This is a genomic window from Kushneria konosiri (assembly GCF_002155145.1).
Lineage (GTDB): Bacteria > Pseudomonadota > Gammaproteobacteria > Pseudomonadales > Halomonadaceae > Kushneria > Kushneria konosiri.
On the sequence record NZ_CP021323.1, the window covers coordinates 2,401,054 to 2,418,421 of the forward strand.

The following is a 17,368-nucleotide window of genomic DNA, read 5'->3' on the forward strand; positions in this document are numbered from 1 at the left end:
GGGCCGCAGGCGTTAAAATGCTCGATTAATCTTCTCCCGCCGCCTGTACAACCCGCTCAGTGGACGCCAGTTATGCTGCGTATAGCTCAAGAAGCGCTTACGTTTGACGACGTATTACTCGTTCCCGGTTATTCCGATGTACTGCCGAAGAACGTCTCTCTGAAATCCCGCCTGACCCGCAACCTCGTCCTCAACATTCCGCTTGTCTCCTCCGCCATGGATACCGTCACCGAAGCTCGCCTGGCCATTGCCATGGCGCAGGAAGGGGGCATCGGTATCGTGCACAAGAGCATGTCGATCGCCGCTCAGGCCGCTGAAGTGCGCAAGGTCAAAAAGCACGAAAGCGTGATCGTGAAGGACCCGGTCACGGTCAGCCCCGACGCCAAGCTCACCGACCTTCTGGCCATGGCCGAAGAGTACGGCTATTCCGGCTTCCCGGTCGTCAAGGGCGATGAGCTCGTTGGCATCGTGACCGGTCGCGACATGCGTTTTCAGCCCAACTACAGCGACAGCGTCGAAGCCATCATGACGCCGCGCGAAAAGCTGATTACCGCGAAGGAAGGCACGCCGCTGGAAGAGATCAAGCGCCAGCTTCAGGAACATCGCATCGAGAAGATCCTGATCGTCAGCGATGACTTCCATCTGCGTGGTCTGGTCACCGTGCGTGACATCGAAAAGGCCCGCACCTATCCGAACGCCGCCAAGGACGAGGATGGTCGTCTGCTGGTTGGCGCCGCCGTCGGCACCGGTGAAGATACCGGCGATCGCGTGCAGGCACTGTATGAGGCCGGCGTTGACGTCATCGTGGTCGATACCGCTCACGGCCACAGCGCCGGCGTGATCGACCGCGTGCGCTGGGTGAAGGAGCATTTCCCCGGCCTTCAGGTCATCGGCGGCAACATCGCTACTGCTGCGGCAGCGAAAGCGCTGGCGGATGCCGGTGCGGACGCGGTCAAGGTCGGCATCGGCCCGGGCTCGATCTGCACCACGCGCATTGTTGCCGGTGTTGGCGTGCCGCAGATCACTGCCGTTGCTGATGTCGCCGAAGCGCTCAAGCCCTATGACATTCCGCTGATCGCCGACGGTGGCATCCGCTTCTCCGGGGATATCGCCAAGGCAATCGTGGCCGGCGCGCACTGCGTCATGGTCGGCAGCCTGCTGGCCGGTACCGAAGAGTCCCCGGGCGAGATCGAGCTCTACCAGGGCCGGACCTACAAGGCCTACCGCGGCATGGGTTCGATGGGCGCCATGTCCCAGACCCAGGGCTCCTCGGATCGCTACTTCCAGGACAAGAACGAAGGCGTCGAGAAGCTCGTGCCGGAAGGCATCGAAGGTCGCGTGCCCTACAAGGGCCTGATGAGCGCCATCGTCCATCAGATGATGGGCGGCCTGCGGGCCTCGATGGGCTACACCGGCTCGCATGATATCGACACCATGCGCACCGTGCCGGAATTTGTCCGCATCACCAGCGCAGGCTTTGCCGAGTCGCACGTCCACGACGTGCAGATCACGAAAGAAGCGCCGAACTACCGGAGCTGATGCCGTGCCCTGTCTACCCCGTACCTTTGGCCATGACGTGCCCTCGGGCAGCGGGGCGGGCAGGGCATGCGTCCGGTATCAGGACTGCCCAGTTTGAAGAGCGGGAGGCGAAAGCTTCCCGCTTGTTTATTTATATCCTCGCTGCACCAGAGAGATACCATGACCGACATCCACGCCCACAAGATCCTGATTCTTGATTTTGGCTCCCAGTACACTCAGCTGATCGCTCGCCGCGTGCGCGAGATCGGGGTTTACTCGGAAGTGCGCGCCTTCGACATCACCGAAGACGAGATTCGCGAGTACAACCCCAACGGCATCATCCTCTCCGGCGGGCCGGAATCGGTCGCCGAGCTGGATTCTCCGCGTGCGCCCCAGTGCGTGTTCGAGATGGGCCTGCCGGTCTTTGGTATCTGCTACGGCATGCAGACCATGGCCGCCCAGCTGGGCGGTGCCACCGAAGGCTCCGAGAAACGCGAGTTCGGCTACGCCCAGATCAGCGTCTCCGCAGAAGACGATCTGCTCGGTGGCATCAAGGATCACATCAATGATCACGGCGATGCTCTGCTGGATGTCTGGATGAGCCACGGCGACAAGGTCGCCACCGTTCCCGAGCAGTTCGAAATCACCGCCTCCACGCCAAGCTGCCCGATCGCCGCCATGAGCTGGGCCGAAAAGCGTCTCTATGCGGTGCAGTTCCATCCGGAAGTGACCCACACCACTCAGGGCCAGCGCATTCTCGAGCGCTTCGTGCTTGAAATCTGTGGCTGTGAGCGGCTCTGGACCCCGGCCAAGATCATCGAAGACCTCTCCGAGCGTGTTCGTGAACAGGTCGGTGACCGTCACGTGCTGCTCGGCCTCTCCGGCGGCGTTGATTCCTCCGTGGTCGCCGCGCTGCTGCACAAGGCGATCGGCGATCAGCTTACCTGCGTGTTCGTCGACAACGGCCTGCTGCGCAAGAACGAAGGCGCCCAGGTCATGGACACCTTCGCCCAGCACATGGGCGTGCGCGTCATCCGTGTGGATGCCGAAGACGAATTCCTCGGCCGGCTCGAGGGCGTCAACGACCCCGAGCAGAAGCGCAAGCTGATCGGCAATACCTTTATTGACGTGTTTGACCGCGAAGCCGCGAAGATCGAAGGCGTGGATTTTCTCGCCCAGGGCACCATCTACCCGGACGTGATCGAATCTGCCGCCTCCAAGACCGGCAAGGCGCACGTTATCAAGTCGCACCACAACGTCGGCGGCCTGCCGGAGACCATGAAGCTCAAGCTGGTCGAACCGCTGCGTGAGCTGTTCAAGGACGAGGTGCGCAAGCTCGGCCTCGAACTCGGCCTGCCGTACGACATGGTCTACCGTCACCCGTTCCCCGGGCCGGGCCTGGGCGTGCGCATTCTTGGTGAAGTCAAAAAGGAATACGCCGACATCCTGCGCGAAGCGGACGCCATCTTCATCGAGGAACTGCACAACGCCGACTGGTACCACAAGACCAGCCAGGCCTTTGCCGTGTTCCTGCCGGTCAAGTCCGTGGGTGTAGTAGGGGATGGCCGCCGCTACGAATGGGTCATCGCGCTGCGCGCGGTCGAAACCATCGACTTCATGACCGCCCGCTGGGCGCACCTGCCGTATGAGCTGCTGGAGAAGGTCTCCGGTCGCATCATCAACGAGATCAGCGGCGTGTCGCGCGTGACCTATGATGTGAGCAGCAAGCCGCCCGCGACGATCGAATGGGAGTAAATAAAAGGTTGATTTGAACGTTAGCGCTTGTTTTAAATAAAGCCTGCCGCTATAGGCAGGCTTTTGTTTCAAAATTGATAAAGGGCAATAATGCCCAAGAGCTTAGGTTTGCTCAGTATAGGTCGTGGTAAGTCTATTTAAAATAAAGAGTTTTTTAAGTTAAGGTAAGTCTGTTCAAGCTTTGTTAGTGTTTCGGCTTTTATTCATAATATTTTAATGCGTGGATATGTGTATATCTAATGTATATTTAAAATATATATATCGGAGCTTAGTATGAAAAAAAAATGTGATTTTTTGCCAGAAGATATAAAAAGAATTAGAAATAAAACAGGAATGACGCAGGAGTCATTTAGCAACGCTTTTAGTATTGAATTGGACGTTTTGTGTGGCTGGGAAAGAGGAGATTGTGTGCCATCTGAAGCTGCCACGGTTCTTCTGGATTTAATTGACAGGTCGCCATCAAGGATTTATTCAATATTAGATCCCAGTAAGGAAGAAAATATAAGGTCCTCAAATGGAAAAAGTTTTTTAAAGAATGTGATTTTTGATGGTTGTTATACTTCTTTACAGAAACTAGTCGAATCAGACTTTAGGTATAAAATTGAAGTCATTGATGATTTGATATTAATCAATGGTTTTTCATATACAAAAATAGATAAAAAAGAAAATGATTTAGAGTTTTATGCTGGCCATAGTTCTAAGAGCCTTGATAAGGTTGTAAGTTACAATTGCAAGGATAAACAGTTAGTCGGAGATCTTAAAGATGTTTTGGAAAAAACTTACTTAGTGCTTTTTGCTATAGAACATGAATTAAGTGCAGCTATGGGTTTTCCTCATGAGATGAGAATGGAAGAGATAAAAAGAGTAAAAGAAAGAATTAATGTTAGTAATGAGTTTTATTCTAAAATTTTAAAAAGTTGGTAATTTTATGAAAGGCATTTTAATTGCAATTGAAGGGATCGATGGTAGCGGCAAGGGGACGCAAGCTAATCTGCTTTTTCAAAAGCTGCAAGAAAAATCTATACCTGCCAAGCTATATAGCTTCCCCGGGTATGAAAAAACTTTTTTTGGGGAAGAGATAGGAGCGTTTTTACGAGGTGAGTTTGGAACGCTTGAGCAGGTACATCCAAAATTGGCTTCTATACTTTTCGCTGGAGATCGTTTCGAACAAAAAAACGAAATAGAAGAAGACTTAAAAGAAGGTGTCGTTGTCATATGCGACAGATATGTGGATTCAAATATAGCGCACCAGTGTGCAAAGCGTCCAGCTGAAGAGCGTCAGGGTTTTGCTAAATGGCTTGAAACATTAGAATATTCTGTATTTAGTGCTGCTAAGCCAGATATTACTTTTTTCTTGGATGTTCCTCTGGATATATCTAAAGAGTTGGTTCTCAAAAAAGGGAAAAGAAGCTATACGGATACAAAGGAAGATATTCACGAATCTTCATATGAGTATTTGGATAAAGTTTATGAAACTTATATGGAGTTGTGGTTAGAAAGACAGTGGGTCAAAATTCGTTGTACTGATGAGGATGGTATTAAAGGTATAAATGAAATTGGTGAAGACCTCTCTAAACATGTCTTAAACAGATTAGGGATGGCGTGATAAGTGCAAGAGATATTCAAGAAGAAATATTCTAGGAAAGCTTTTTTTATGGTATTGGTGCCTGCTTTAGTTCTAGTGGGTGTGTTTAGATATTTAATTTTGCCTTGTTTTGATCCCTCATTAAAAATTGGCTGGTATCCTTTTTTTTCAAGTTTATTGGATGGGTTGCTGTTTTCTACTATAGTAACCGTCTTTATAGGGATTTTTATATATTCTTTAACTCCTGAAGTTGTCAAAAGTTCCAAAATTGATGTTACAGATCCTCGAGAACTGCCGGACTTGTTCGAAACTGCTTTTTCTAAGACTGAAATTTGGTGGTATAAGGGTGGGTGCGGGCGATACTTTAGAACTAAAACTCTGCCTGAAATGGCCTCGCGAGCTAGAAGCTCTAGTCTTTCACGTGAGATAAAGGCAGTAATCCTAGATCCTATGAATACTTCACTATGTGAAGCTCACGCAATTTATCGAAAAAGTACTGCTTCTGCTAAAAAAGAAAAACGTGAATGGGATTTGGCTAAGGTTAGAAACGAGCTTTGTGCGACTATAGTATCTGTGCTGATTGCTCAGCGGAATGAGCAAATGCTGCGTATCAGTTTGTCTTTGGTTTCACATTACTCGGCATTTCGTATAGATCTTTCTAACGATTATGTGATAATCACTAAAGAAGATAGGAAAGCTCCAGCAATAATTTGTAGCTCAGGAAGTTATTTTTATAAGTCCTATAAAGACGAGATGGTATTAAGCGAGAACCAAGGTAAAAGAGTGGCTGCTCTTTCCTGTGGTGATTACGATGAAGAAAATCTGTCAGGCGCAAATGTTCAAGCTATATTAAAAGATGTAGACTTGATCCACTCTGATATGATGGACAAAGACTTTGAAGATATAGCAAGAATATGTAAAGAGCGAGATAATCCTTATGGAAAAAGTTCTTGAGAATCTATACTGGGATTTGGTTAACTCCAGAGAAGTGTCGGGTTACATAAATAACGTTCTCGAAAATATTCAAAACGAGGCAGAAAATTTTTCTCCAACATGGCATGCGTTAGGGTTTGTTCATTGTAAGTTGTATGAAAATGAAAGCGGGACTTTAAGAATACATATTTGGCCAGAATGGGAAAGAGATAAATCAGAACAGGTGCATAAAATACATGATCATATTTTTTCTATAAGTAGTTATGTCGTTTGCGGGAGCGTGACAAATAAAAATTACAGCTTGTTCGAGAGTGATGCCTCTTGTGAGTCTTCCTTTCAGCTTTATAGGGTGAAATATGAATCAAATGGTTCTTCATTAGCGCCATGTGAGGAGTTTTTCCAACCCGTTGTTGATCAAGAAAAGTTGGTTCAAAAAGGTAATATTTATTGCATTGATCGAGGGGTTTTTCACGAGCTGTCAGTAAATGAGTTCGAGCTGACGGCTACTTTTGTAGCTACTCATAATCATGATGTCAAAGATCCGAAAATGCTTGGTAATCGTGACAACGCTCTCAATATAACTAGGAAAAAAGTCAATTTTCCTACACATGAGTGGAAAGCTCTGCTTAAACAGATTCAAACCGGAGAGTGTTAATCGTTGTATTAAAATGTTTTGTGGCGTTTTAGAAAAGGTACAATGTATATGCAAAGTGTCGGGTTCAGTTCTAACTGAACATTGAGGGCGACGGGCCACTCTAATTCGTAAACAACTCTCCATCTGGGAATTATCCAGCGTCTGACTGCGCCGTTCATGACCAAAACCTCTTGCCTTGAAAAAGCGCAGAGCGGTCAGGCTGGCATCGATGGTCAGGCGGATCATTCTGCGTTGCCAAGCGGCCTGTTCCGCCATGGTTAGCAGCGTAGTCGCCACGCCACAGCGTCGATAGCCTGAGCGAACAAACAGCCTGTTGAGATGCTCTTTATCCGTGAGATCGGTAAAGCCCATCAGTATGTCATTCAGCAGCGCGTCCCACATGCTGCCAGAAAGCATCAGCGGCTCTGGTCATCGGCGTGGCAGGTGACCGAACCAGTCCAAAGGTGCGATCAATGGATGGGGCCAGTGGAAGCGCGCGAAGTCCCTTCATCTGCTCTGGCAGGATGGATTCAGGCACCAGCGCAACGCCCATGCCTTCCCGTACAAGTGCACAGGCACTGTCCCAGCTTTGTACCCTGACGCGAATATCCGTCAGTTCCAGCGAGTGTGAACGGGCCAGACTTTGAGCATGCGTTGTGCAGCCACCGGTTGCGAGGATGAACGGTTGATGCACAAGTTCTGAAAGGCCTATCCCCTGGCGAGTAGAGCGACGTGCCAGTGGATGAGCGGTAGGTAACAGGGCAACCCAGGCATCACGACCCAGCACAATGGCGCGGCGCTTCGGCTCGGGGTTAAGCACGACGCCAAAATCGATGTGCTTTTGATCAAGCCAGCTCTCGACCTCCTCATCGGTGCCTTCCAGTGCCACAACCTCAATATCCGGATATCGCTGGTGAAAACCACGAAGCAGGGCAGGTAATAGCGTCGAGATGATGGAAGGAAAGCTGCCTAGTTTGAGTCGAGCGCTTCCCGGCCCTCCAAGCCTGTTCGCCAGATCACGAATGGCACAATGGTGCATGAGCATGTTGCGGGCATGCTCAACGACCTGCTCGCCAAAGGCAGTGACCACCATCTGGCGATGCGAGCGCGAAAAGATTTTCATGCCCAGATGCTTTTCCAGCTGTGCAAGTGCCTGGCTGGCCCCTGATTGGGTCATTCCAGCGTCATTTGCTGCCTGAGAAATGGTGCCCGTATCGGCAATGAAAACCACCAGACGCCAGTGGGCAAGATTCAGCAAGGTAGTAGCTCGGCTAATGGGTTATCGATGAGGCATTAATTTTACAGTTGATTGAGGCGAGCAACATACTGAATCCGTTCAAACATGGCTTCGGTTCAAGCCGGTTTTTTAACTGTGGATGTCTTTTATGAAGCTTTATTACGCGCCTCACACCTGCTCGCTGTCTCCTCATATCGTGCTAAGAGAACTCTCTCTACCGTTCGAACTGATTCGGGTCGATAACCGCACAAGGCAAACGGAAAACGGGCAGGACTTTTTTGGCATCAATCCCAAGGGATATGTCGCAGCGCTTGAAGTCGAACAGGGGCGCGTCATTACGGAAGGGCCAGCCATTCTTCAATATCTTGCCGATCTAAAGCCCGAAGCCGGGTTGATACCGCTAGCAGACCAATGGGAAAGGGTTCGCATGCAGGAGTGGTTGGCCTTTATTAATAGCGAGATACATGCCGGTCTGGCGCCGCTGTTCAACAAGGAAATGCCGCATGAAGCCAGAGCGATGTTTTCTGAAAAAATCAGCAGGCGTTTCGATTTTCTGGAGAGTCGTTTACAGCACGACCGCTACCTGATGGGAGCATCCTTCAGCGTGGCAGATGCTTATCTGTTTACCGTACTGGGGTGGTGTCAGTTTTTTGATATCCGCCTGGAGAAGTGGTCAGCCCTGTCGGTTTATAAAACGGTTATCGAAGAGCGACCTTCAGTAAAAGCTGCCCTGGCCGTCGAGCAGGCAAGGGCGTAAAAGCATCTCTGGCTCGCTTTAAAAAAGAGCCCCATCGGCTCCGACGCCAAAGGCGCTACCCAGATACAGCGCTGATTCATTAAGTGCCATCGCCGCTGTTCTCGCACGCGGTCATGAGTGCGCTGACACAGCCATGACCGCATGTGTGTGCCACTCAACCCCGCGGACGACTCAGCTCATACGTACACATGTTGACCGTCGCGGCCAGATTCAACGACTCGATGGCGCCGCTCCCGGGGATCGTGAACGGCTGTGCGCCGAGCGCGCCCAGCTGGTCACGGGGTACGCCGCGGGCTTCGTTGCCAAACAGGTAACAGTCACAGGCGCCAAAATCCGGCGAGTGCAGTGGCTCGCCCTGCATATCGAGGCAGGCGATGCGCGTGAAGCGATCGGACAGCGAGGCCAGCGGGACCTCCAGCTCCAGCGGCGCATGGAAGATCGCGCCCATGCTCGCCCGCACGACCTTGGGGTTGTAGGGGTCAACGCTGCCCGGGCTCAACAGGCAGCGAAAACCGCCAAACCACGCAAGCGTGCGCAGGATGGTGCCCAGATTGCCCGGGTCCTGAATTTCATGCAGATACACCGCACGCCCGGTATCGGACGCCTCCGCCGGGGTGTCGGGTATCGGCACCAGTGCGACGATGCCCTGTGGAGTCTTGGTATCGGCGATCTGCGCCATCTGGCGATCACTGATGACGTGGGTCCTGAACGGGCTTTCCCACCGGGCATGCGTTTCGGTGACATACAGCGTTGCGCGCTGAAGCTGCGGGTTCTGCGCGGCCGCCTTTTGCAGCTCCAGTACCAGATGCTCGCCTTCCACCAGAAAATGGCCGAACTCGGCGCGGTACTTCTTCTGGTGGAGTTTCTTGATGTCGTCGAACTTCATCAGCCGGCGGCCCTGGCCGGTGCAGCGACGGCGTCGGTGTCAGACAGCAGCGCCTTTGCCAGCGCCTCCGCGACCTTGATGCCATCCACGCCCGCCGACAGGATGCCGCCGGCGTAGCCCGCACCTTCGCCGGCCGGGTAGAGGCCACGGGTATTGAGGCTCTGGAACGTGTCGTGATGACGGGTGATCCGCACGGGGGAGGAGGTGCGTGTTTCGATCCCTGTCAGGATCGCATTGTCGCGATCAAAGCCGCGAATCTTCCTGCCGAAGGCCGGCAGTGCTTCGCGAATCGCGTCAATGGCGAACGCCGGCAGGGAAGGGGAAAGATCGCCCAGGCGCACGCCCGGCGTATAGGAAGGCTCCACTTCGCCGAACTCGTTGGACGGCACACCGCGGATAAAGTCGCCCACCAGCTGCGCGGGCGCACAATAGTCGCTGCCCCCCAGTTCATAGGCCCGTTCTTCCAGGCGCTCCTGCAGCTCGACTCCGGCCAGCGCATCGCCCGGGAAGTCCTGCTCGGGATTGATACCCACCACGATGCCGGAATTGGCGTTGCGCTCGTTGCGCGAGTACTGGCTCATGCCGTTGGTCACGACGCGGCCCGGTTCGGAGGTGGCCGCGACCACCGTGCCGCCTGGGCACATGCAGAAGCTGTAGACTGCGCGGCCGTTTTTGGCGTGGTGGACCAGTTTGTAGTCTGCCGCGCCCAGTGCCGGGTGGCCTGCGTACTTGCCCAGGCGGGCCTTGTCGATCATGCCCTGCGGATGCTCGATGCGAAACCCGATGGCGAAGGGCTTGGCCTCGATGTGAACGCCCTGGCGGTGCAGCATGCGAAAGGTATCGCGCGAGCTGTGGCCCAGCGCGAGGATCACATGGCGGCTATGCAGCGTGTCGCCGTTGGCCAGCACCACGCCTTCGACCTGACCGTTGTCGATCAAAAGATCCGTCACCCGGCTTTCAAAGCGCACCTCACCGCCAAGCGCGATGATCTCCTCACGCATCTTCGCCACGACCCCCGTGAGGCGGAACGTACCAATGTGGGGCTTGTTGACGTACATGATTTCTTCAGGCGCGCCGGCCCGCACGAACTCGTGCATCACCTTGCGCGCGTAGAACTTCGGGTCCTTGATCTGGCTGTAGAGCTTGCCGTCCGAAAAAAGGCCGGCACCGCCCTCGCCAAACTGCACGTTGGATTCAGGGCTCAGGATCTTCTTGCGCCACAGTGCCCAAGTGTCCTTCGTACGGCTGCGCACGTTCTTGCCACGCTCCAGCACGATGGGCCTGAACCCCATCTGGGCGAGCAACAGGGCGGCAAACAGGCCGCAGGGGCCAAAACCAATTATGAGCGGGCGCGCTTCAAGATCTGCCGGCGCCTCGGCCACGGGGTAATAGCGGGTATCCGGCGCAGGGCGCACATGCAGGTCATTGGCAAAGCGTGCCAGGACACTGGTCTCATCACGGACTTCCAGATCGATGATGTAGATGAACACGATGGCGCTGTTTTTCTTGCGGGCATCGTAGCTGCGCTTGAAGACCGTAAAGTCCAGCAGATCCGCATCACGAAGGTTCAAACGCTTGACGATGGCGCGGCGCAGCGCGTCGGCCGAATGATCCAGTGGCAGAGAGAGTTCGTTGATACGAATCATGAAGGCGTCCTGGCCGGTGACCCCGGCAGAGAAAGGGTAGGGAAGATAATCGATGGGAAAGACAGTCGATGGCGGATTGTACCCGGCGGCGGTGAGCCTGTCAGGAGATGGCGTCGGCGTCCTGTCGGGGCGGCGCGCGTTCACTGCCCGTATCCGCTATAATCGCGCCAGTTTTTACCCCGCAGCGCCGCGTCGCGCTCGGGCCTCACCCGATCCCTGTAGTTGGCGCCAACATGAAACACTCCAAAAGCAGCCGCCGTTGGCTGGATGAACACGTGAACGACCCCTTCGTCAAACGCGCCCAGAAGGATGGCCTGCGCTCGCGCTCCAGCTACAAGCTGATCGAGCTCAACGAGAAGGACAAGCTCATCCGCCCCGGCATGCTCGTCATGGACCTGGGGTCCGCGCCGGGCGGCTGGTCGCAGGTCGCGGGCCGAATCGTGGGCGACAAGGGCCGGGTGATCGCCACCGACATCCTGCCCATGGACGTGCTGGACCACGTTGATTTCATTCAGGGCGACTTCACGGAAGATGACGTCCTTGAGCAGCTGCTCGCGCAGATTGATGGCCGGCCGGTCGACCTGATCGTGTCCGATATCGCCCCTAATATTAGCGGTGTTGATGCCGCGGATCAGGCCGCGTCCATGTACCTGGTGGAACTGACGCTGGACATGGTCCGACGCGTGCTCAAGCCGGGCGGGGACTATGCGGTCAAGGTGTTCCAGGGCGAAGGCTCGGAGGAATTTCTCAAGGATGTGCGTACTTCCTTTGAGAAGGTGGTCATTCGCAAGCCCGAGGCGTCGCGGCCTCGGTCCAGAGAAGTGTACCTTGTGGGCAAGGGCTTCAAGGGCTAGTTCATGGCAACAGGCCAGAGGGATTGGCCATGACCTGAACATGACGCCAGGGTATTGAAAAACACGGTATTAAAAAAGGCGCCTCCCTGTGAGGCGCCTTTTTTGCAGGGCAACAGCGATCGCTTTCTGTTCCGCCGTTGTCCCGGGGGCTGTGTCCCGTTGACGTCGTGCCGGCCTTTTCAAGCCTGCCGCCCTTGCCGATTTTCAGGCGGTCGTCGTCATCGGTGATAAAGAAAAGAGTTTCTCCGTGACCGAGCCGGGGCTAATGAAGACCTCAAACATCTCCTCGACGTACTGGATGCGATACCCGGTCTCTTCCTCGACTTGTGGGCAAACAGATACCCAGCCCCATTAGCCCAATTGCCCCGGCCGCCACGGCCAGTCCCCATACCGGCCAGCCAAGCAAAAGCCACACACCACCGGCCCCGGCGGCCAGGGCGCTGCCGAGATACAGCGCGGATTCGTTGAGCGCGACCGCCAGGTGGCCATCGCCGCTGGCCTCTCGCGCTTTCATCAATGCGTTGTTCTGCGGGACCTGCAGTGCCCAGCCCACCGCGCCCCAGAGGAGGATGGGTAAAAGCCCGGCCCAGGGGTTCAACGAGAGCGCCAGCGGCAGGGCGATCAGTGACACCCCCAGTAGTGTCATGATGCCGGCGGTGATCCGGAGATTGCTGAACCGATCGACCAGAGAGCCAATTAGAAAACTGCCCAGCACGCCACCCACACCCCAGACCCATAAAAAGGGCGTGATGCTGTGCTCGGTGTACGCCCTGACCAGCGGTGCCATGAAGGTATAGAGCCCAAGGCTTGCCACGGCCGCGAGCAGGGAAATGCCCAAAAGCCTGATCACAAGCCCATCCTTCAGGATGCCGAGTTTCTGTTGGAGCGAACTTTGAGTCACCGGTGACAGCGCCGGCAGCCAGCGCATCAGGCCGACCAGGGCGACCGCCCCGATCAGGCTGATCAGCCACAGTGCTGCCTGCCAGCCCAGATGAGTAGCCAGCCAGAGCCCGGCGGGTACGCCCAAAACGGTGCCGCTGGCCATGCCGCCCATGATGATGGCGATGGTACGCCCGCGCTGGTGATCCGGGGAAAGTCTTGAAGCGGCGGCAATGCCCAGGGCGAGATAGGTACCGGCGGCCAGCCCGGCCGCGGCGCGAAGGCCCATGAGCGTCGCCATGTCGGGTGCCACGGCGCTGAGCGCATTGGCGGCCACGAACAGGGCGAGCATGCCGAGCAGTCCGGCGCGTTGTCGATGGGCCGGCATCATTGCCACTGTGATCGGCGAGCCGATGGCGTAGGCCAGCGTAAAGGCCGTGACCAGCTGTGCGGCGAGCGCGGTGGTCACGTCAAGATCCTTTTCGATCAGTGGGATGAGCCCCGCGGTCACATAGGAGGCCATGCCAAGCGCAAAGGCACCGGCGGCAATCAGGCAGGTCACGATTCGGGAGGCATCAGGCATGTGGACAGTCCTTTCAGGGTCGGCGGATGGCCGGTGGTGAAGGGCGCCAAGTCTGATGGCCGTTCAAGGGGGTTACAATTTAACCGTTTATGCCATTACTGAGAGTCACCCCATGAGAACGCGTGCCCAGGCGCACGGCTACCGATAGGGCCGTTCATTCGGTCAGCTCAGGAGATTTGTGAGAAAGGCGTCAGGGTGGAAAAGGCTTCTTAAAAGTGTTGTTTGTCGATCTTTCAGGGCGAGCCGCTGGCCATTATCACTCTTTCGTCCAGGGCCGGGCTTTTTGCGATGTCAGCACGTGCTGTTTTAGTTCCTTGAGCTACATTAAATAGCGTTAAATTTGACGTATGTCATGTTTTCTCCCGCCATGCTGTCCAGGCACGCCGCGGGTGGGGCATGTATTGGCGGTATTGGAAAGTAACACTCAAGGGAATGAATTCATGGCAACTACCAACAAGACCCAATCCATTACGTTTACCCACGGCGGGGACACGACGTTTGTTCTGCCCGATGACATCATGACGCTGTCGCTTGCGACTCAATTTGATGACAGCGGGGTTCGCTCCGGTGAAACGCTTGATCTGAATGTGCAGGGCAGTGCCTTCGACGCGCTTGATTTAAGCGGCAACGGCCGAGTCGAATGGGATAATGGAGCCGATAACACCACTGCCGTTCACACGGTTGACGCTTCAGGGCTTTCGGGCGGGCTTGAATACACCGCGTCCGGTGATGTGCAGGAAACCATCATGCTGGGTGGCGCAGACAACGGCGTCGATGTGATCTCTTTTACGGGAGAGTCTTCGCGTTACGGCAACAATGGTGACGCTATTGACACGCTGACCGGTTTCGACGTGCTAAAGGACACGCTGTTTATCGATGACCGCGTGGTGCAGTCCTTCGATAACCTTGATCTTGATAACGCCGTCTTTACGGATGAATACCTCTCGCTTGAAGACGCCCTTACGCTTGCAGGCGATCAGGACAGTGGCGATGCCATTTTGCCGGTCTTCCATGGCGATGATCTCTATCTCTACCGCGACAGCGGGCCGGAAGGTCTGGATGACAACGATTTTGCCCTGAAGCTTGAGGAGATTGCTGGCGGGCTGAACTCCTTCTTTGATCGTCAGGATTACATTTCCAAAATGGCGCCGGCGCCGACCGGTCCCTTTGAAGATGTCGAAGTATCAGGCATCACCAGCGGTACTGACGGCGTTGCCGACAGCTTCGTGTTTGGCAGCGATGGCGCCTGGCAGGACGCCACCATCACCAACTTCGAGCTGGGCGTTGATCGCATCGATCTGTCTCAGTTGACCGGCAGTGATGGCGAGCCGCTCGATTTCGGGGATGTCCACATGTATCCGGATCATGAGCTCGTGGTGAACACTGACGCCGGCGGGCACTACGTCTCGCTGGTTGGCGTACCGAAGTATGATCCCGGCTCGCCGACCGGCGAACTGAACTATGCGATGGGCCCGGAGGATTTTCTGTTCGTTTGAGCCTCAATCGAGCGATACATGCGGTGTCCAGCATCGTTGCCGTATCAGTGGCCCATCCTTTGATGGGCCTTTTTTTATCAGGATAATGGGAAAATGCCCGCGGCTCCCCGAACCGATAGTGCCTGGATGATCCTTCAGCAAGCGACAAGGCCGACAGATTCATGCCCAACTCGAGTACTCCATGACGCCATCGCGCACGCTCAACCGTACGCGCCATGAACTGGCCCGATTTTTAACCACCCGGCGGGCGCGCGTGTCGCCACAGGAGGTCGGGCTGCCGGCCGGTCAGCGTCGTCGAACCCCGGGGCTGCGACGCGAAGAGGTCGCGGCGCTGGCAGGCGTCGGCGTGACCTGGTACACGTGGCTCGAGCAGGGCCGTGACATCAACGTGTCGGCCCGGTTTCTGGACAATCTGTCGCGCGCGTTAAGGCTCGATGCCGCCGAGCGGCGTCATCTGTTTCTGCTGACGCATCAGCGCCCACCGGTCGAACCCGGTCAGACCTTTTGTGACGTCCCGCCGTTGATCAAGCGACTCATGGCGGATCTGGCCCAGCGGCCCTGTTATGTACTGAATCTGCGCTGGGATGTTTTAACCTGGAACGAGGCGGCGGACCGGCTGTTTCATTTTTCCACGCAGCCACCGGAGCAGCGCAACCTGCTGTGGATGCTCTTTGCCGAACCTGCCCTGCAGGCGCTGATGCATGACTGGGAGAATGAGGTGGCCGCGATCCTTTCGAGTTTCCGGCGTGATTACATCAAGGCCTCTGACGACCCAGCCATGCCGTCGCTGGTGCAGATGCTGGAAGGCGTTTCGGAAACCTTCAGAACACTCTGGCATCAGCACGAGGTTCATGCGCCCTGTCAGGGGCGGCGATGGTTCAACATTGAAGGTGTCGGGCCGGTCGAGTTCGAGCACACCTCGCTGATCATTGATGAATCCCGCCATCTTCGGCTGGTCTATTACGCCGCTCTGGATGAGTAGTCCAAAGGGTTGCTCTGGGTAAGGGCACTGTCAGCGGGCGTCACGGGCCTCGTGGAGCGCCTTCTCCATTCGGTAGTTTCTCAACACCTGTCCGCGCCGCTCGATCGCCTGCGCCTTCACAATCTCAAAGCCCTGAGCCTCGAAAAAGGGGAGTGCGGTGAGGCTCGCCTCGGTCGTCATACGATTCATGCCGCGTTGCCGAACGGCCTGCTCGGCGGTCATCAGCAGCGCACTCGCCACGCCGCAGCGCTGATGATCGGGACTGACAAACAGCATATCGAGATGCCCGCCTTCGGTGAGGCTGGCAAAGCCTGCCGGTAGGCTTTCCTGCATCGCAACCCAGGTGAACTGGCGTTCAAGGCTATTGGCCCAGACGTGACGATCAATGTGGCCGGCCCATGCCTCGAGTTCAGCCGGGGTGTAGTTCTGTGAGGCCACCTCGCGCACGGCACGCTGGAAGATCGTGAGTGTGATATCAGCGTCAGCGGTGCGGTAATCGCGGATGCAAAAGTCGGTGGCGGCCATGAACATTATCCTGCAGTGACGACGTCAGTGGGGACAGGGGGAAAACAGGGTAAGCGGCCATCAAGCAGGGCCGGGTGTCATTATAAGACACCCAACCCTGGTGCAAGACCGGGATGGCGTGATCAATTGGCAGAGGTGAGCAGGCGAAGGGTGATGTCAACGCTTTCAGGAGCCTCGATCAATTGGAGCACGGCGCAACCATAAAATCGACGAAGGCTCTCAAAGCACTGGGCATGTGCTCGCGGTGCGGATAGTAGAGATAGAACCCCGGAATCGAAGGTATCCACGAAGAGAGAACGCTTACCAGTTCACCGCTGTCGAGATAGGTTTGCAGGTGATTTGCCGGAAGATAGGCGAGTCCGGTGCCTTCCAGAACCGCCGAGGCGATCAGGGTGGTGTCGTTGAGGGTCAAGGCGTGGTCTAGCCGTAACTCGAAACGTCTTTTGCCCTCCTGAAAAGTCCATGCAGACAAGGCGTTCGAGTCACTCCAGCGATAGTTGATACAGACGTGCTCGTGTAAATCGGTCGGGACTTGTGGTGGCGGGCGACGGGCAAAATAGCCTGGTGCGCCTACCACGGCCATGTTCAGCGCTGGCGTGAGCTGTCTGGCGACCATGTCCTGTTGCAGGCACTCGCCGGAGCGGATGCCTGCGTCGAAGCCTTGCGAAACGATATCGGTCAGCGTGTCGTCGATGACCAGATCGATTTCGATATGGGGATATCTCTCCAGGAAGGCTTGAAGTCGCGGCAACACTACGAGCTGGGCGGCGATTCGCGGTAAATTGATTTTGATCCTGCCTTGCGGTGAGGTTTGAAACGCCGCCGTTTCATGCACTGCCTGGCGAATGTCACCGATCGCCGGCGCTATACGCTGTAGTAGTCTTTCACCTGCCTGGGTGAGCGATACGCTACGGGTGGTGCGACTCAACACTCTGACCCCCAGCCTTGTCTCCAGCGATCGGATGATATGACTTACAGCCGATGGCGACATTCCCAGGTGTGACGCAGCACGGCGAAAACTCTGCGATCTGGCAACCTCCATGAATGTGATGAGTTCGGCGATTTCTTTCCCGTTCATACCGACTCTCCGTTCATATT

General features: G+C 55.4%; 16 protein-coding genes and 1 pseudogene. 10 read left to right on the forward strand and 7 right to left on the reverse strand.

The features are described from left to right. Nucleotides 1-72: 72 nt before the first annotated feature. From guaB to B9G99_RS17040, 6 genes are all read left to right on the forward strand, one after another. Nucleotides 73-1,539 carry an IMP dehydrogenase gene (gene guaB / locus B9G99_RS11120; protein ID WP_086622217.1) on the forward strand — a complete coding sequence of 489 codons (1,467 nt, stop codon included), beginning with the start codon at nucleotides 73-75 and terminating at the stop codon, nucleotides 1,537-1,539. A gap of 159 nt (nucleotides 1,540-1,698) precedes the next feature. Further along, complete coding sequence (gene guaA / locus B9G99_RS11125) at nucleotides 1,699-3,273, forward strand: glutamine-hydrolyzing GMP synthase (protein ID WP_086622218.1); 1,575 nt, start codon at nucleotides 1,699-1,701, stop codon at nucleotides 3,271-3,273. A 273-nt stretch (nucleotides 3,274-3,546) separates the two neighbouring features. After that, nucleotides 3,547-4,197: a helix-turn-helix domain-containing protein gene (locus B9G99_RS16755; RefSeq protein WP_148663948.1), complete on the forward strand. Its 651-nt coding sequence runs from the start codon at nucleotides 3,547-3,549 to the stop codon at nucleotides 4,195-4,197. 4 nt (nucleotides 4,198-4,201) lie between these two features. Next, a complete protein-coding gene (gene tmk / locus B9G99_RS11130) occupies nucleotides 4,202-4,879 on the forward strand; it encodes a dTMP kinase (protein ID WP_086622219.1) in 678 nt (225 codons plus the stop codon). A 3-nt stretch (nucleotides 4,880-4,882) separates the two neighbouring features. Further along, on the forward strand, nucleotides 4,883-5,812 hold the full coding sequence (locus tag B9G99_RS16760) for a hypothetical protein (RefSeq protein WP_148663949.1): 930 nt from the start codon (nucleotides 4,883-4,885) through the stop codon (nucleotides 5,810-5,812). Next, on the forward strand, nucleotides 5,796-6,446 hold the full coding sequence (locus tag B9G99_RS17040) for a hypothetical protein (RefSeq protein WP_227876019.1): 651 nt from the start codon (nucleotides 5,796-5,798) through the stop codon (nucleotides 6,444-6,446). The genes B9G99_RS16760 and B9G99_RS17040 overlap by 17 nt, the downstream gene beginning before the upstream one ends. A gap of 174 nt (nucleotides 6,447-6,620) precedes the next feature. Here B9G99_RS17040 and B9G99_RS17310 read toward each other — a convergent pair. Together B9G99_RS17310 and B9G99_RS11140 are read right to left on the reverse strand one after the other, a co-directional pair. Continuing rightward, nucleotides 6,621-6,842, reverse strand: a pseudogene (locus tag B9G99_RS17310) (GNAT family N-acetyltransferase); the annotation flags it as partial. After that, the gene (locus B9G99_RS11140) at nucleotides 6,805-7,683 is read right to left on the reverse strand and encodes a LysR family transcriptional regulator (protein WP_086622221.1); all 879 of its coding nucleotides are present in this window, start codon (nucleotides 7,681-7,683) and stop codon (nucleotides 6,805-6,807) included. The gene B9G99_RS11140 and the pseudogene B9G99_RS17310, both read right to left, overlap by 38 nt. Before the next feature lie 127 nt (nucleotides 7,684-7,810). Between B9G99_RS11140 and gstA the strand changes: the two genes are divergently transcribed. Continuing rightward, entirely contained in the window at nucleotides 7,811-8,419 is a 609-nt protein-coding gene (gstA, locus tag B9G99_RS11145; protein ID WP_086622222.1) for a glutathione transferase GstA, read from the forward strand. A gap of 154 nt (nucleotides 8,420-8,573) precedes the next feature. Here the strand turns inward: gstA and B9G99_RS11150 are convergent, their stop codons facing one another. Together B9G99_RS11150 and B9G99_RS11155 are read right to left on the reverse strand one after the other, a co-directional pair. Next, entirely contained in the window at nucleotides 8,574-9,305 is a 732-nt protein-coding gene (locus B9G99_RS11150; protein WP_086622223.1) for a TrmH family RNA methyltransferase, read from the reverse strand. After that, complete coding sequence (locus B9G99_RS11155) at nucleotides 9,305-10,951, reverse strand: NAD(P)/FAD-dependent oxidoreductase (protein WP_086622224.1); 1,647 nt, start codon at nucleotides 10,949-10,951, stop codon at nucleotides 9,305-9,307. The genes B9G99_RS11150 and B9G99_RS11155 overlap by 1 nt, the downstream gene beginning before the upstream one ends. A 233-nt stretch (nucleotides 10,952-11,184) precedes the next feature. On the opposite strand from B9G99_RS11155, the gene rlmE reads away from it, so the two are divergent. Beyond that, on the forward strand, nucleotides 11,185-11,805 hold the full coding sequence (gene rlmE, locus B9G99_RS11160; RefSeq protein ID WP_086622225.1) for a 23S rRNA (uridine(2552)-2'-O)-methyltransferase RlmE: 621 nt from the start codon (nucleotides 11,185-11,187) through the stop codon (nucleotides 11,803-11,805). 274 nt (nucleotides 11,806-12,079) lie between these two features. On the opposite strand, the gene B9G99_RS11165 is transcribed toward rlmE, so the two are convergent. Continuing rightward, nucleotides 12,080-13,267 carry an MFS transporter gene (locus B9G99_RS11165; RefSeq protein ID WP_086622226.1) on the reverse strand — a complete coding sequence of 396 codons (1,188 nt, stop codon included), beginning with the start codon at nucleotides 13,265-13,267 and terminating at the stop codon, nucleotides 12,080-12,082. Nucleotides 13,268-13,707: 440 nt separating this feature from the next. Here B9G99_RS11165 and B9G99_RS11170 point away from each other — a divergent pair, with 440 nt between their 5' ends. Both B9G99_RS11170 and B9G99_RS11175 read left to right on the forward strand, forming a co-directional pair. Then, nucleotides 13,708-14,763, forward strand: coding sequence for a hypothetical protein (locus B9G99_RS11170; RefSeq protein WP_086622227.1), 1,056 nt, complete (start codon nucleotides 13,708-13,710; stop codon nucleotides 14,761-14,763). 181 nt (nucleotides 14,764-14,944) lie between these two features. Continuing rightward, nucleotides 14,945-15,745: a helix-turn-helix transcriptional regulator gene (locus B9G99_RS11175; RefSeq protein ID WP_086622228.1), complete on the forward strand. Its 801-nt coding sequence runs from the start codon at nucleotides 14,945-14,947 to the stop codon at nucleotides 15,743-15,745. Between the two features lie 30 nt (nucleotides 15,746-15,775). On the opposite strand, the gene B9G99_RS11180 is transcribed toward B9G99_RS11175, so the two are convergent. Continuing rightward, on the reverse strand, nucleotides 15,776-16,270 hold the full coding sequence (locus B9G99_RS11180; protein ID WP_227875790.1) for a GNAT family N-acetyltransferase: 495 nt from the start codon (nucleotides 16,268-16,270) through the stop codon (nucleotides 15,776-15,778). A 178-nt stretch (nucleotides 16,271-16,448) separates the two neighbouring features. Further along, nucleotides 16,449-17,348: a LysR family transcriptional regulator gene (locus B9G99_RS11185; protein ID WP_086622230.1), complete on the reverse strand. Its 900-nt coding sequence runs from the start codon at nucleotides 17,346-17,348 to the stop codon at nucleotides 16,449-16,451. Nucleotides 17,349-17,368 lie beyond the last annotated feature (20 nt).